The sequence below is a fragment of the Paenibacillus sp. WC2504 genome (genome assembly GCF_052682475.1).
Map to the genome: position 1 here is coordinate 4,365,052 of NZ_JBQZFH010000001.1, position 16,055 is coordinate 4,381,106.

Here is a 16,055-nt window from a genome sequence, read left to right on the forward strand (position 1 = left end):
TCCAAGTCAACCCCCTATTTTCCCGATCATCTGAACCATGGTTAAATGCCAAAAAAAGACCCACAGGATGGGTCTGATCTTCGTATTAAACAGCCTAAATATCCGGATTGGGATTAATAATGGCCAGAACTTGATGGTCCTCCCACACGCCATTAATCTTCACATTGCTGCGGGAGATCCCTTCCTTGTGGAAACCGGCCTTCTCTAACACACGAATTGAACCAGGATTCTTAGGAGAAGCTTCGCCAATAATCCGGTGAATCCTCAGTTCCTCGAAAGCATAACGCACCACTTGTTTCACTGCTTCCGTCATATAACCCTTGCCGTTGGCCGCCTGGTCCAAATTGTAGCCAATCATGCAGCTCTGTAGAGGTCCCCGTACGACATACGTCAACCCGATGGTACCGACGATCTGTTCATCTTCCGTTTGGCATACCACGAAGGAGTATTTCCGATCCTCCATTCGATCGATCCTGCTCTTATTCAGCCATTGGAGCATGTGCTCCTCTGTGTAATAGTCATCGGAATTACTTGGAGAAAATTGCTCGAAAAACGCCCTATTGCGCTTGTTCATTGCGATGATCTGTGCAATGTCCGCTTCTTCAGGGAACCGAACATAGACTAGTGGTTGAGACATCTGCACCATCCTTTTACCCTATTATTTTTTTCGTGCAGTGACAATCGGCTGGTAATACCCTGTTTCGGACGGCATCTGCCATTCAATGGAAGAGAATCCCGCTTGTGTCAAAATACGACTAAATTCCTCTCGCAGCAAAGCTCTGTATCTCGTTTTATTATGCTTAGTTTTCCACACGCCGTCAATTTCTTGCATAATAAAGTGATTAGTCAGATAAGCAGCCGACTCCTCTTCCCAGTCCCAAATTTGAAAAACAATGCGTTTACCCTGATCAAAAATACGCGGTTCCGTAGCTTTTGGCTTCGATTTTACTAATTCATCATAATCTCTCATTGTAATCAGGATTAACCCATTAATTTCCAATTTTTTATACATATTACTAGCGGCTTTAAGCAGTTCTTCATCCGTAAGAAGGTGAGGGATTGCGTTATCAGCCGAAAGAACGATGTGAAACATACCGAAAACGTCTTTGTCCAACGATCGAAAATCAGCTACTCCTCCATTTAATTCAACCCCAAAAGACTCAGCCTCTTTTTTGGCCCTTTCTACGGACACTGGACTTAAATCTGTCGCAGTCACTTTAAATCCATTTAATGCCAAGCCTATTGCCTGTGTGCCAATCCCACAAGAACAGTCCAACAGTGTCGTTTCTTCAGTAACTGAAGCCGTTAATTTCGAGCGGATGATTCTGCTTAATGTTTCTCCTTGCGAAGCAATGGCTCGTGTCCATTCCTCGAAAATTAAATGGTAGTCTTCTGCAAGCTCATCATAAAAATGTAAAGTAGAATCGTTCATTAGGCTCACCTCATTATTTTTTTGAAAAGGAAGCTCATCATTATGCCTATCTTTTCTCATTTTACACGATTGAAGGCATTCCATCCGCACAAAAAACGTCCACTCATCGAGTGAACGTTTAACTCTGTTAACTATTAATCTTTCACCGACCCTTGCATAAGACCGGCAATAAACTGGCGGCTGAATAGCGAAAATACAATGATGAGCGGCACGGTAGCCATTAATGTAGCCGCCATGACCATGGAGTAATCAGTGCTGTACACCCCGTTCATAGAGGCAATCAACATCTGGATTGTAAACTTTTCCTGCACTGAAATGACGACAAGCGGCCACAGGTAATCGTTCCACGACCCTAGAAACGTAATGATTCCCAGTGTCGCAAGTGCTGGACGCAGTACCGGAAGCGCGACTCTCCAATAAAGATCGAACGAGTTACAGCCGTCTATTCGACCGGCATTTATAAGCTCGTCATGAACGACCGAAGTCGTATACTGCCGCATCCAGAAGATCCCGAACGCGCTGGCCGCTCCTGGTACAATAAGCGCTTTAAGATCATTGATCCAGCCAAGTTTTTGCATAATGATGAATTGTGGTATAAGACCTAACTGTTGAGGCACCATCATTGTCGCTAATAAAAAGAAGAATAACGGCGCCTTCGCTGGAAACTGGAATTTCGCAAAGGCAAATCCTGCTAAAGAGCAGAAAAACAACACTAACGCCGTATGTGTGCCTGCAACAAGAAGACTATTGCTAAATGAGCGAAAAAAGCCGACATGATCAAGCACTTTTCCAATATTGACAAGCAGTTGGTCTCCAGGCAGAAGCCGAGGTGGAAACCGGAACATGTCCGCTGTCGTCGCTGTTGACATGACAAGCAGCCAATAGAAAGGAAACAGGGATAGAATCGCCCCGGTAATCATGACTACATGGAGCCAAAGGGTGCCCGGCGCTCTTGTCTTTTTCACAGCAACAGCAGTGATGACGCGTCCGAAGGATACTTTGGAAGATGATGGCACCATCAGACTCCCTCCCCTCTTGAGACGAACTTCCAATTCACAAATGAAAATATGCCGATAATCAGAAACAGCATCCATGCAACAGCGGAAGCATAACCGAACATTTGGTTGCCAAACGCCTGATTATACAGGTATAACACCAGCGTCAGCCCGCCTTTCGTCGCTCCTCCGGTATTGCCAACCAGAATGAGCGGTTCCGTAAACAGCTGCATACCGCCAATCGTCGAGAGAATAACAGTAAAGAGAATAATTGGCTTCAGAAGAGGCAACGTAATGCTGAAGAACTGCTGCTTGCGGCTGGCTCCGTCAATGGTAGCTGCCTCGTACAAATCATGCGGGATGCTCTGAAGTCCCGCCAAGTAAATGATTGCGTTATAACCGGACCAACGCCAGATGACCATGAGCGAGATGGCAACTTTCACCCAAAACGGATCATTGATCCATTCAATGCGAGGAAGCCCTATTGCCTGCAGCAGGCCGTTAATGAGACCGAATTGGCTGCCAAAAAACGATCCGAAGATGATGGCAACCGCTACAATTGAAGTAATGTTAGGTAGAAAATAAACCGCCCGGTAAAAGTCCTTAAACCGCATAAAAGCTGCATTAAGCAAAAAGGCAATCACGAGTGCAGCGAACAGCTGAGGCACAGTGGACAGAAACCAAATAACAAAAGTGTTGCCGACCGATGTCCAGAATTCCGGATCGTCCGTCAACAGATTACGAAAATTGCGAAACCCTACAAACTCCATGGGGCCAAGCCCATCCCAGGAATGAAACGCCAGATACAGCGAGAACAGGATGGGAAACAGGCTGAAAGCGATAAAGAGAATATAAAATGGAGAAATCATTACGTAGGGCGCCAGATGGGCTTTGAACCCTTTCATCGGCTCCACATCCTATCCTCATAAGATATACCTACAGGGAGCAATTCGCTTCCATCGCCACTATGGGCCAGTGAATCGAAATTGCCCCCTATTGGCCTTTATTTATTCTTCAATTTCGTTTTGGCTTTCTCGACGAGTGACCAGAACTCTTTATCAGGATCTTTCGTTTTATCTACCGCTACAGCTTGCATGCCGTCGCCAATGATATCCGCAACCGTTTGATAGTTTGGCCCCTTACGCTGCACTTTTACGTCTTTAGCAACTTCAGAGTACAACACACCAAGCTTCTGATTGCCCCAAAACTCATAACCCGTTTCTGTGAAAGCCTTGTCCCCATATACGGATGGTGTTGAAGGGAAGTTGCCGGATAGTTTAAAGACTTCGAGCTGCTGCTGAGGAGAAATCAGCCAACTAATAGCGGTGTAAGCTTCCTTCGCGTATTTGGACTCCTTAGGGATGGTCAGGAACGATCCGCCCATGTTGCCAGTGCCTTCCGGAATTTTCGCTGCGCGCCATTTCCCTTTCGTATCCGGAGCACGGGTTTCGACATGTCCTCGGCCCCATGCTGCTGAGATATACGTGGCAATTTTGCCTGAGTTGAGAGCTGCCGAATACTCTTGAAGAGCATTCTTTTGATCATAACTACCCGCAATACCCATGTCACGAGCCTTTTTAAAATATTCCAAAGCTTTCTTTACTTGCGGATTTTTTTCAATGATGAGTTGATCGTCCTTATCGAAGTACAACTCATCCCCTTGATCACGAATAGCGCCGAAAAGTTCATTAGGATTCGATAAAATATCGGCCCCCGTTTTCTCTTTAAGCGTTTTACCTGCAGCTAGGAAATCGTCCCACGTCTTGATCTTGGCTGCAACGTCGTTCGGTTCGGACGGTAATCCAGCTTGTTGGAACAAATCCTGCCGATAATAGAGCACCATCGGACCGATATCCGTCGGAAGACCAAGCTGTTTCTCGCCGACCGTGGATTGTTTCCACTTCCAGTCAAGAAAGTCTTTGGCTATTTCCTTGGCGCCAAAAGTATTAAGATCATTAAATTTATCTGGGTATTTCAGAAACTGATCCAACTGTGAAATATCGATCATTGCGATATCCGGAGCTCCAGACCCCGCTGACATCGCCGTTAAAAGCTTTTTGTGTGCATCTTCCCATTTGTAAATTTGTGGAATGATCTCGATGTTAGGATGGGTGCGGTTAAACTCTGGGATGATTTTTTCGAATGAAGCCCCCTGCCAAAACCACATTTGAAGTTGAACTTTCTTGCCATCGCTTGCTTTCGCATCCGTTTTTACTGCTTCCGGTGCTCCTCCACCACTGCTGCAAGCACTAAGAAGGAGGACGGAAGCCATTAGTAAACCTAAGGCCTTACCCTTCGACACGTTTTTCATCGATTAACGCTCCCTTCAAATTTCGAGCCTATTAAGAAAGCCCTTACATTTAGTATAAACAGGGGTGGACAACCCGTATAGGTAACGCATCTTCGATTTCTTGGACTTAAGTTAGGAAAGTTCCGTCCACTGTCCGATAAGCTCCCGGAGCTATCCCCTCGAACGTTTTGAAGATTCGGCTGAAATATGCAGGGTCCTTGTAGCCCACTTTTTCACACACCTCGTAGATCTTCAAATTCGTATCTCTTAACCACTTTTTAGCCTCAGTCAAGCGGTGCTGTGTTAAATAGTGCGTATAAGTCATTCCCGTTTCCTGGTGAAATAAGTTGCTCAAATAATTGGGGTTGATTTGGTATTGCTGGGCAAAGTCGGACAAGTTGGCCGCACCGGCATACTCTTTGTGAACATAGCCAAGAAGCGCTCGGATGATCGGCGGGAACGATTCACCGCCACTTTCTTTACGCGTAATTTCTGTAAATCCAAGGCTGATCATACTGCGGATGTACATCAAGCTAAGATCTCCGATCTCCTTCGTCGCTCCCCCATAGCCTGTCTTCACTTCAATTCGCAGCTTTGCCGCCATCCACTTCGATGTCTCTTGCACTTCCCTCTCCCAAGCCTCCTGATCGCATTGATTAGCAAACAGCACGACTGTGACGAGCCTGTCCTCAAGACACACGGCTGCTGTGCCCAGACGGCTGAATGCCTCATAAGCACATTCCCTGATAAAATAACGAACCGAAGCTTCCCCTAATGACCTTAAATCTTTGGTTGAAAAGGAAACGAGCATGATTTTCTTGTGAGACGGAATCAAACCTTCATCGAAAGTTGGAACCGGCACACCTTGGAGCAAATCATGAAGACGCTTTTCTAATAGCGCACGTTCTCTAATGACATTAACTTGTTGAGATTCCTGTCTGCGACGATGCTTCTCATAGGATGCCAGAAAGACCTCTCTGAGCTTTTCCTTGGACAATGGCTTAAGCAAATAGGCATGAACCCCGTGCTCCATTGCCTTCTGTGCATAATCGAACTCCGCATGCCCTGTGAGCACGTATACATCGGTTCCAGGCGAATGCTCCCGCGCAAATTCCGCTAATTGCAGACCATCCGCTGCAGGCATGCGGATATCCGTAATAAGGAGATGGACTTTCTGCTTCTTTAACAAAGCCATTGCCTCAAGTCCATTTGCTGCATCCAGCACTTCTCCCACGCCATCTAACCGCGAAAGGGTTCTGCATACCGGGTGGCGCACATTTGCTTCATCATCGACGACAAGAACTGTAAACATCACGATCAACCTCCCGTATTTGTCTGCTTGAATCGGCGGACGATGTCCTCCCATGTATGTTCTGGATCTGCTCCCTCTGATTCCACTCGGCGCAGGCCCTCTTTGATCATTCGTTCAATCCCTTCATATTCAAAATCATTGTAAGCCGCTTTGTAACGAAGCGCCGTATAGGAATAAATCTGACCGACAGGTGCGTCATGAAAGAAAGCGTCCCGCACCTCTAGAAACTCCCGGGTCGAATAAGACTCCGGTGTGGAAGGGAAATTACCGCTGCCAATGAAATTGTCTAGCTGCTGTGCTGGAGCCGTCAACCATTGCGCTAGCTCATAAGCCGCATGAGGATTGCGGCTCGTCCGTGGAACAGCCAGACATGTCCCTGACCAATTCGAGGGAAGTCCGGGCGCCCGTGCCAGATCCCATACACCTGCGGTAGAGGGGGCAACTTTCTTGAAAGCTCCATGAAGCCAGGAGGGTGCCAAGACAACGGCGAACTTCCCGTTTACGGCAGCTGCAGCCCAAGCGGAAGATTGCGACGGAAGGCCCGCATTTAGCCCGAGCTTATGAAAGCGTATAGCTTGATCCCAGGCTTCTTTCACATGCGGATCAAGCTCATGATCCATCGGCGTCAAATAATAACCGTCGAATTGGTTCAAATAACTCATAAATACATTGGTCAAATTATCGATAAGATAAGCGCCTGTTTTCTCTTTGATTTCCAATCCAACCTGCTCCATTTGCTCCCAATTGGTTAGAACTTCGGCGACTTCCTCCCGTTCGATTGGTAGCCCTGCCATCTGAAACAAGTCCCGGCGGTACGCTAAGGCGACAGGGCCGATGTCCACTGGCATCGCAAATAGGAAACCGCCATCCTTGCTTTCTGCTTGGCGCCATTTCCAATCCAAGTAGTGTTCCCTCTCATCGCCATAATCGTAGAGATTAAAAAATTCATTTTGAAAACGCTTTACTTGATTAAGTTGAGAAGCCTCAAGCAGAACTAGATCCGGCGTGTCCGCTTTGGTAGCCAGGGACGTCATCAGCCCCGGTAAAACATCGTCAAATTGAAAGCTGACGATCTCTACATCCACTCCAGGATGATCGGCCATATATTTCTTAACGAGCCGTTCAAGCCCACTTCCCGGCCATAGCCAAACACGAAGCTTCACGACTTGCGACGTGTTTCCGTTCACACTAGGTAAAGCTGATTCCGGTTCACATGAAGTCAAGAATAAGAAACTCACGAGGCAAACCATGAGCCATAAGGTGGATTGATTACCTTTTCGATCATTAAGCAGCGCCAGTCCCCCCTTTTTTGGACAGTAAGGGTGGAACTGTAACCATCTCCGAAGTATGAAGCGGCAATGACAGCATAACCTGCAGCCCGCCTAGCGGACTCTTGGAGAGGCTAATCCCGCTGCTGGGCCCGAAGAACGCTTGCAGCTGTTTGTGGAGGTTGCTCAGTCCGATTCCTCGCCCTTGTTTCTCGAAGCTTTGCTCTTGATGGATGGATACCTCCAACATCTGCAATGCCTCTTGCGTCATCCCTACGCCGTTGTCCTCAACAGAGCACTTCACCATGCCGTCTTGTCGATAGATCCGCACTCGGATTTGCCAATCCCCCTCATCTTGCTGCTCCAATCCATGATGGAAAGCATTCTCGACTAGAGGCTGGAGTACGAGTCGTATTACGCGTTGTTGTTCTAGTCCATCCTCCACCTCTATGCTTACTTGAAACTTCTCCCCGTATCTTGCTCGCTGCAAAAGCAAATAACGATTCAGCTGTTCCATATCTTCACCTAATGTTACGAGGTCCGTCGACGGGTGGACACTATATCGGAGTAGTTCACTTAGCGCGAGCGTCATGGCTTGCGCCTGATCCGGCCGTTCATCCTCAATGGTCCAGTAAATCAGATTGAGCGAATTGTACAAAAAGTGAGGCCTAAACTGTGCTTTAAGTGCTACCAACTGCGCCCACTGTACCGTAATTTGCTGCTCCGAGAGCCGCTCTACAACGTCCTCCAACTCTTCCACTAAGGCATTGTAATTGGCATAAAGTCTAGTGATTTCACGGCTAGCAAATGGTTTGTCAATCGGCTTGACCCCTTCTTTACGGAGTCGATTCATGCCATCGGCCAGCAGCCGGATTGGTTTGGTAAGTGTCCATGTAAAGTACGTCACAAACACTAAGGCAATGAGGATACCTGCGCCCATGGTGAGCAAGGCATGAGCCCAAATTTGAGAAGCCTCGCTGTTGACTGCCTCAGGTTTGAAATAGGCGATTGTCGTCCAACCGCTATACGAAGATTTTGCATAAGATACCAGCACTTGCTTCTGATCCTCCCTTGTCTTCCATTCGAAGAAAGGTTGCGCATTTCTTCCAAATTTACTGAACAGGCCAACGTCCGCAGCCGTACCGATTTCTCGTGGAACCGTCGAATACACGATGTTGCCGATGGAATCCATCACCTGCACCTTTCGCTCGATCCGTTGGCCTGTTTCGCCAATAATCCGATTGATTTTATCCACCGGAAATACAATAAACTCATCTCCGAGCGGTGTCAGGCTTGACGGGTCCTTCAACTTACGAGCTCCAATAATCGCCGGGATTTCGCCATCCCGCCAGGCAGGCCCGTATACCCACAGCATGTGTCCGTCAAGCGTTTGCATTTTGCTGTACCAGCTTACAGCAGCTACATCGTCCGCCATCCGCCAGAATAACTGCAGGGATTCATTAGAAGCGTACGCGTGTCCATTGCGGTCAAATAAATGAAGCAGCATATCCCCGGCAATGTAGCGTATTTTTTCCGCCAAATACCGATTTAGGTCCATTGAAACTTGAGATTCAGCAGCTTGTGGGGGAACATCCGCTTTTAGAGCAGCCAACACTTTCTCATCGAATGCAACCATTTGTGTAGCCTGATCGTATTGGCGCAGCAACACATCGATTTTGGCTGACAGCTGTTCCACGGATTCTTGGGTATAACTTGCGGTGCGGTTGAGCACAATCTGTGACGTCATGCGGTAATTCAGCAAATTTGTAAGCGCGATCGCCAGTGCGGCAATCAAGAACATCCCCGCGAGCAACTGGACAAAAATGGGTACAGGGCGTCGCAGCACCGTGCTTCACCTCCATCATTAGGTGTAAAAATGATTGTCAATTACCTTTTTCTACCTATGAGACCTTTCCCCTCTATACGCTGCTCAAAATATGTCTAATGAACTAGTTACCTGCCGAATATCGGCACATTTCGATTCGTTTTGTCGAAAAAAAGACACCGATAGGTGCCTTACAAGCTTACTCATCTTAAGCGGTTAAACCTCTCAACGCTCTTTTTCATATCATCTTCAGAAAGAATCTCTTGGTTAAGTTTTACATCCCAAATACTGAGTTTCAACTTAGCGCAAAAATCCAATATGATTTCAATGGTCTTCATGATATCACCGTTAGTATTAAGTAATGAAGTTCGCCCTGATATTTCAGTTACCTTCTCTTCAAAAACTCCTGCATTTATCTCTATTTCAAATTTTGACGTATCATCCTCATAGTAGTTCGCCCTTCTAAACTGTTGATTTCTGTCCTGAAACTCATCCGCATGTTTTCCATGTAGTAACTTCTCTAGCACAAGGTTTTTCCCTTCGACTTTATCAAAACTTAATGCTAGAAACCTGCTAGTACTATCTCTGATATTTCCTTAGAAATAATATTTTCTTCTATTTTCCGAACAACTCACTCGTTATTAGACGCTTCTTGTCATTCAATGTATGTTAGGAGCAGTCTTCTATTCAAATGCTTCTCTTTTTCTCTCTTTTCCAACTTAACTCGTTAAAATTCTTCAACAAAAAAAGGAGCTGCTACGGAGCAAACTCCTTGATCTATCACAACCTCAAATTGAAGCGTACATGAATGAATTATCCAATATCATCAACATGTCATTTACGATGTGCGCCGCTGCATGATTACGCTGCAACGAGGCCATACGAGCTCTCATTTCTTCACTTTTAGTGGGATGCCGTACAAACTGCTGAATATTTATGTAAAAGTCCTCCATCTTATTGGCGATTGAAGCTACACCAAGCCTGGATAAATACAAGGCATTTTCTTTCTCTTGACCGCCATTTGGCTTATACACGAAAACCGGCAGTCGTAAGGCAATAGCCTCTGTCAACGTTAATCCGCCTGCTTTCGTTACAATACACATAGCTCTCGACATCCACTCGTGAACATTATCGACAAAACCAAGAATGGTGATCCCCGGGTACGCAGCAAAATCTGCCTCAAGTCTATCTTTCAACTTCTCGTTATGGCCACAGATGACAACTAATTGACAATCTTCTAGAAGCAGCAGCGAATCCAACATTTCATCCAGATAACTGGTTACTCCGCTTTCCGTAGCCATGATAAGGATAATCTTCTTTCGCAGTGATAGTGGTTGCGATTGCGCACGAATGCTCGCTGCTGCGAACTCTTGCTTCAGCGGAATGCCGCTGACCTCTATACAGTCTTTGTTATATCCTTTAAAAATAATTTGTTGTTTCAAATCTTCCGTTGCCACATAATACCGATCGACTTTTGGATGCAGCCAAGTTGCATGTAACGCGTAATCCGTGAGTACTGTAAAATTTTTAACCCCCATTGCACTACAGACGATTGGAGCAGCGCCGAAAGGAAACGTATTGACCACAACATCCGGACGTTCTTTTTGGATAAGTTCTCTTAGTTTCTTTTGACCCAAATAAGTCATTGATTTCTGAAATAGCGCGGTCTCTTTCGTTTCACGTGTTAAATAATAACTCCAGCCATAGTAGTCAAGGCCTAATTTAGAGCTTTTTGTACTTTTACTGATTAACGAAGAAGTTATGGAGTAGATCCACGGATGGCCTTCCTTTATGAGGTTAACAATTTTCACTTGCTCTATACCCTGTTTCAAGAACTGCTGCTGCAGCGCTTTAGAAGCTTGAATATGTCCATTTCCATAACTAGCCGTAAGAATTAAGATGCGAGGATTAAAAGGCATCGTTGAAATACCACCTTTCATCACAAACTTTAATAAACGGATACAAATAACTGCCGTACAGTTTCAATGTATTGCGAGTTGCATGGATCTATTTCAATTTTCTTTAACCATAACATATGCCAATGGGGATATGAAGTAGTTGATCTGCCGTGATGTAAAATTTCAGAAACATTCATAATTCCATACTAATCTATTAAATTAGCCCTCGCAGACAAGTTTTTCCTGCATATCCTAAAGTATCCCCGCTAGAAAGGAATGATAGAAATGGCTTTATTAATCAACCACTTTTATGGTATTGTTTACCGCAGTGCCAATGGGTTCATTACCGTTTTTAACGGTCGTGTGGTATCCAGAAATCGTAATTCCATTGTTCTTCGATTTATGAATAATCGTGGTGTCGTCGTTCTTAGAAGACTTTTCCTTCTTCAAATTCTTAGATTTGTTGCTATTTAATGGATTGCTAAAGCTACACCTTCGATGAAACGTTTACTCGTAAGACACTTGCTTCGCTTAGCTAATTCAATATTAACTGGAAATCCTGCTGTTATTTCAAGCAAATCATGAATTAAATGACAATTAACAGAAATATCTCCCTTTAATTTGCTCGAAAACCGCTGCTCCAAAGCACACCTCCCTATTAATAGGAAAAATTGCATTTATTTCATGAGAATACTTCTTTACTACATTAAATAACGGGAAGATTTTGCTTTATTTTGAAAAAGCTGCCCCATAAGCTCAAAAAAGAGGCTCTCCCATGGTCATTAAATGACTCAAGGGAATGCCTCTTTTTGTTTAATTCATGTTAGGAGTCATATACAGCATCAAACTCGATGATATTGTTGTCCACATCCAGGATATAAATCTGTGCAAACCCAGCCACGCTTTGGGGTCTTGCCTCATAAGGCACACCAATGTGTTCGAGCCATTGTATCGTATTCCGATAACTTTTAACCCATAAAGCAAAGTGCCCATCTACCGAATCTATGCCGCTCATACGCAATGCTTCGCCTTTTGGGTGTTCAAGCAAATGCAGCTGCTGATTCCCAATCGCATACCAGACACCATTGGATTTGAAAGGAGGGCGCTCAATTTCCTGAAAATGAAGCAGTTCCGAATAAAATTTCTTCGCTTTTTCCAAGTCTCTAACAGCTAAGCTTACATGATGGATCCGTTCATATTCGATCATATGCGCTCATTACCTCTCATCCGTCGATTTCAGTTAATTATTCAAAAAACAAGCATCTATTTCCGTATATACGGTTCCTAATAGGGCGACTAGCAGCACAACTATTATTAAGTTTACCATTAATTTAGATTTGTTCACAAGAATCAATCCCCTTCCTGATGAGTTATGTTCGGAGTTCTCACGGTATGATGATGGTTACTGTTGTTCCTTCTCCCAAACGGGAATGGATATGAACCCCATATTCTTTGCCATAGTAAAGTTTTAAGCGTTCATCTACGTTGTTGATGCCAACACCGCCTAACTTGGGCTGGGCAATTGATGGTTCGACGTCTTTATTTAAGCGATGAGCAAGCGGGTCGAAGCCCACGCCATCATCCCTCACAATGAACTGCACATGTCCATCATCCGTATAGTCACATGTAATTTCCACGAATCCGGAGCCTTCTTTTTCCCGGATGCCGTGATAAATCGCATTTTCCACAATGGGCTGCAAAATGATTTTAGGAATGACCTTGACCGCTAACGCGGGGTCGAAGTCTAGCTGATAATGAAGTTTATCTCCATATCGCTCCTTCTGAATAAATAAATATTGAGCGACATGGTTCATTTCATTTTCAATCGTCGTCATCTCGCTTCCTCCGCTTAGTGACAATTGAAAAAATTTGGCCAATGCTTTGGTCGTGGATATGACACGTTCGCTTTCATTAAATTCGGCCATCCAGACGATCGTATCCAACGTATTATATAGAAAATGGGGGTTGATTTGGCTATGCAGCACTTTTAGTTCATAGGTGTGCAGCGCTTTTTCCTTCGTTTCAATTTCCTCCAGCAATCTGCGAACTTCGGAAACCATCAAGTTAAAATGTTGGGCTAGTCCCTGCACTTCCGTCACGCCGGATTCAGGCACACTTACTTCCAACGTACCTGCTCTTACTTTTTGCATGGCCTGCTCTAATCGATGAACCGGCCGCGTGATGCTTCTGGCAATGATCAATGACACCGTAATAATAAGGATGAACAGTCCTATACCGACAATTGCAAAAGAACGAAGCATTTGGCTGCGAATTTGCAGCAAACCGTCCAGTGAACTAACGCCTACCAAAGTCCAATCGGAGTTTGCTATTCGTGTTTTATGAATAAGGACATTTTGCGATCGATCGTAACCGTTAGCTAACATGCTTATGTTCCTTAATTGCTCTTTCTTGGCTGGATCAACAAAAAATGTAGGGTCTTTGTGATAAACAATGCCGCTATGGCTATTAATGATGAATGCAAAACCTTTACTCCCCAGATCCAAATCTTTCAAATAATCATCGATGCCATTGTATTCGATATCCAATAGGATGACGCCAAGGTTCTGATTGTTCTCATCTTTCACTTCTTGGCTCATCGAAATCACCCATTTGTCCTTGTCCATCGCAAATTCCTGCATGCGGGCAGAAGAAAGGGCCGGCGTTTTACCTTTAATTGCTTCTACATACCAAGGCTCTGTCATCATATCGGATGATCGCTGCATGTTTAGCTTCGTTTCATTGGACAACATATAGCCGTCTTTTCCGATGACTACAACGGACTTAATATAGGAATCGGACATCAGCACAGTTCGGATAAGCTGCATCTCATCCTTCTCCCCTTCTTTGGTTGGAGAGGCTAAAGTCTTAATGGTCTGGGGATTGTTAGCAAGCACATTGGACAATACCAACAGCCGATCTATATACGCTCCAACGAAAGCCCCGCTTTTGGAAATGGCCATCTGCGACGACTGAATGGAGTCATTCATGACTACTCTAGAAATGCCTACATATAAGGCAGTGCCGATAATTCCTATGGTTACGAGACTGATTAGCATATAAACGAACGAAATACGAGATTGCAGCGACCGGGGAAATCTCATCACGAATATTTAATCCTTTCCCTGTATTGCAGTGGGGAGACCCCGAATTTCTTTTTGAACGCGGCGCTAAAGTAATTCGGGTTATCAAATCCTACCGCCGTTGAGATTTCATATATTTTCAAATCCGACACCAGAAGCTGAAGCTTTGAACGTTCTAGCCGGACAGCAATTAAGTAATCCTGAAAGGAGACGTTAAATAATCTTTTGAAAAGAACGCTCATGTACCCGCTGCTGAACCCTTTCTGATCCGCCAGAATGGCTAAGGAGAAATCGGGATTAGCGATATTCTCATCGATAATTTTGGCAATAGATGCTTTGTTATCGGATTCATCTTTTGCTTGCAGCGTCGTTTTATAATCGCTTACAAGGCTTTGCAGTTCGGATTGCTGCTGCTCGCTTTGAAGCTTACTCACCAACTTTTGAAGGACCTCATACACGTCTTCCTTAGATACCGGCTTAAGCACGTAATCATCAATGCCAATTTTCAAAGAAGTAACCGCATAATCGTAATAGTCATATCCCGTAATAACCGCAATCTTGACATTTTGCTTCAGATCTTTGGCTTTTCTGGCAAAATCAAGCCCGTTCATTTTCGGAATATTAATATCCAACAGGACGATATCAGGACGATGAGCAAGGAATAGCTTATACGCCTCCTCACCGTTTCCCGCCTCTATAATTTCAGTTATTTGAAATTTCTCAAAAGGAACCAGCCGTCTGATTCCATTCCTGATCAGCTCTTCGTCCTCCACAAGCAATAATTTGTACATCGCGCTTTACCTCCTGATTTATTCAACACTTGTACGCAAATATCCGTAGCCTTCCTTTTGCATGTCGTCCAGTGGAACAAACCGGATGGAGGCGCTATCGATACAGAATCTTTTCCCTGTCGATTCGGCAGGCCCATCATCGAATACATGACCAAGATGAATGCCGCCTACGCGGCTTTTGACCGCCGTACGAACCATATTGTACCTAGTGTCCTTCTCATAAGTTACCACATCAGGATCAATCGGTCTCGTAAAACTTGGCCAGCCACAGCCGGAATCATATTTGTCACGACTGGAGAATAGAGGTTCGCCTGTGGTGATATCGACATAGATGCCTGGATCATACGTATCCCAATATTCATTGGAATAAGCTCTCTCCTCGCCTCCGAGTACCGTTACGTTGTACTGAAGATCGGTCAATTTCGCTTTCAACTCTTCATTGCTGGGTCTGGAGTACTTTGTAGGGTCAACTTTAACTGGCTCATCCAGAATCGTTAAATCAACATGACAGTAACCATCCGGGTGTTTCTCCAAATAATCCTGATGCTCTTCCTCAGCTACATAAAAGTTCGTGAGAGGCAGTACTTCCGTCACGATCTTTTTATCATATTTCGTTTGCTCTTTAGCAACTACTGAGTTGATCACAGCAGCGTCACTCTCATTGACATAATAAATCCCAGATCGATAGCTGATTCCTATATCATTTCCCTGCTTATTCACGCTTGTCGGATTGATGATTTTAAAGAAACGAGTCAACAGATCGGACAATTCGATTCGTGCCGGATCATATTTAACCTCTACCGTCTCCGCAAATTTGCGGTCTTCCCGAACAACGTCCTTATACGTCGGATTTTCCCCTATGCCATTAGCATAACCGGAAATTACATCCTGTACGCCTGGAATTCGGGAAATGAAAGCTTCCACTCCCCAGAAGCAGCCACCTGCCAAATAAATGGTTTGCAGCTTACTATTGGAATAATCAATTTTATCATTAGGATTTGCGGATCTAGTCGTCGTAGGTTCATTTTTCGCTAATGTCGCCGATGATGCCCCCGCGGCTTTCGAAGAATCGCTGATACCGATTGAATTGGCGCAAGCAGTGACAAACAATAGCAACAGTAGAGAACTTACATACAGAAATCTTTTCATCATGTCTTTTCCTCC

Annotated in this window: 15 protein-coding genes; all 15 read right to left on the reverse strand. The window is 44.8% G+C overall.

Going from position 1 to position 16,055, the window contains the following annotated elements; translation table 11 throughout:
* Positions 1-94 precede the first annotated feature (94 nt).
* A complete protein-coding gene (locus tag ACUN27_RS19620) occupies positions 95-637 on the reverse strand; it encodes a GNAT family N-acetyltransferase (protein WP_315950091.1) in 543 nt (180 codons plus the stop codon).
* 21 nt (positions 638-658) lie between these two features.
* On the reverse strand, positions 659-1,492 hold the full coding sequence (locus tag ACUN27_RS19625) for a class I SAM-dependent methyltransferase (protein WP_445559475.1): 834 nt from the start codon (positions 1,490-1,492) through the stop codon (positions 659-661).
* Between the two features lie 74 nt (positions 1,493-1,566).
* Complete coding sequence (locus ACUN27_RS19630; protein WP_315950405.1) at positions 1,567-2,352, reverse strand: carbohydrate ABC transporter permease; 786 nt, start codon at positions 2,350-2,352, stop codon at positions 1,567-1,569.
* Positions 2,353-2,450: 98 nt separating this feature from the next.
* A complete protein-coding gene (locus ACUN27_RS19635; protein WP_315950088.1) occupies positions 2,451-3,332 on the reverse strand; it encodes a carbohydrate ABC transporter permease in 882 nt (293 codons plus the stop codon).
* Between the two features lie 98 nt (positions 3,333-3,430).
* The gene (locus ACUN27_RS19640) at positions 3,431-4,738 is read right to left on the reverse strand and encodes an ABC transporter substrate-binding protein (protein WP_315950087.1); all 1,308 of its coding nucleotides are present in this window, start codon (positions 4,736-4,738) and stop codon (positions 3,431-3,433) included.
* Positions 4,739-4,844: 106 nt separating this feature from the next.
* Positions 4,845-6,083, reverse strand: coding sequence for a response regulator transcription factor (locus ACUN27_RS19645; RefSeq protein WP_315950086.1), 1,239 nt, complete (start codon positions 6,081-6,083; stop codon positions 4,845-4,847).
* The gene (locus tag ACUN27_RS19650; protein ID WP_315950085.1) at positions 6,035-7,252 is read right to left on the reverse strand and encodes an ABC transporter substrate-binding protein; all 1,218 of its coding nucleotides are present in this window, start codon (positions 7,250-7,252) and stop codon (positions 6,035-6,037) included. Before ACUN27_RS19650 ends, ACUN27_RS19645 begins: the two co-directional genes overlap by 49 nt.
* A 61-nt stretch (positions 7,253-7,313) precedes the next feature.
* The gene (locus ACUN27_RS19655) at positions 7,314-9,143 is read right to left on the reverse strand and encodes a sensor histidine kinase (RefSeq protein ID WP_326060465.1); all 1,830 of its coding nucleotides are present in this window, start codon (positions 9,141-9,143) and stop codon (positions 7,314-7,316) included.
* Between the two features lie 182 nt (positions 9,144-9,325).
* On the reverse strand, positions 9,326-9,649 hold the full coding sequence (locus ACUN27_RS19660) for a hypothetical protein (RefSeq protein WP_326060466.1): 324 nt from the start codon (positions 9,647-9,649) through the stop codon (positions 9,326-9,328).
* Positions 9,650-9,910: 261 nt separating this feature from the next.
* The gene (locus tag ACUN27_RS19665) at positions 9,911-11,041 is read right to left on the reverse strand and encodes an MGDG synthase family glycosyltransferase (RefSeq protein ID WP_326060467.1); all 1,131 of its coding nucleotides are present in this window, start codon (positions 11,039-11,041) and stop codon (positions 9,911-9,913) included.
* 449 nt (positions 11,042-11,490) lie between these two features.
* Positions 11,491-11,664: a hypothetical protein gene (locus ACUN27_RS19670; RefSeq protein WP_315950080.1), complete on the reverse strand. Its 174-nt coding sequence runs from the start codon at positions 11,662-11,664 to the stop codon at positions 11,491-11,493.
* Between the two features lie 179 nt (positions 11,665-11,843).
* Positions 11,844-12,227, reverse strand: a complete 384-nt coding sequence (locus ACUN27_RS19675) for a VOC family protein (protein WP_315950079.1) — start codon at positions 12,225-12,227, stop codon at positions 11,844-11,846.
* A gap of 178 nt (positions 12,228-12,405) precedes the next feature.
* Positions 12,406-14,121 carry a cache domain-containing sensor histidine kinase gene (locus ACUN27_RS19680; RefSeq protein ID WP_326060530.1) on the reverse strand — a complete coding sequence of 572 codons (1,716 nt, stop codon included), beginning with the start codon at positions 14,119-14,121 and terminating at the stop codon, positions 12,406-12,408.
* On the reverse strand, positions 14,121-14,891 hold the full coding sequence (locus ACUN27_RS19685; RefSeq protein ID WP_315950077.1) for a response regulator transcription factor: 771 nt from the start codon (positions 14,889-14,891) through the stop codon (positions 14,121-14,123). The genes ACUN27_RS19680 and ACUN27_RS19685 overlap by 1 nt, the downstream gene beginning before the upstream one ends.
* A gap of 18 nt (positions 14,892-14,909) precedes the next feature.
* The gene (gene msrB, locus ACUN27_RS19690) at positions 14,910-16,043 is read right to left on the reverse strand and encodes a peptide-methionine (R)-S-oxide reductase MsrB (protein WP_315950074.1); all 1,134 of its coding nucleotides are present in this window, start codon (positions 16,041-16,043) and stop codon (positions 14,910-14,912) included.
* Positions 16,044-16,055: the final 12 nt, after the last annotated feature.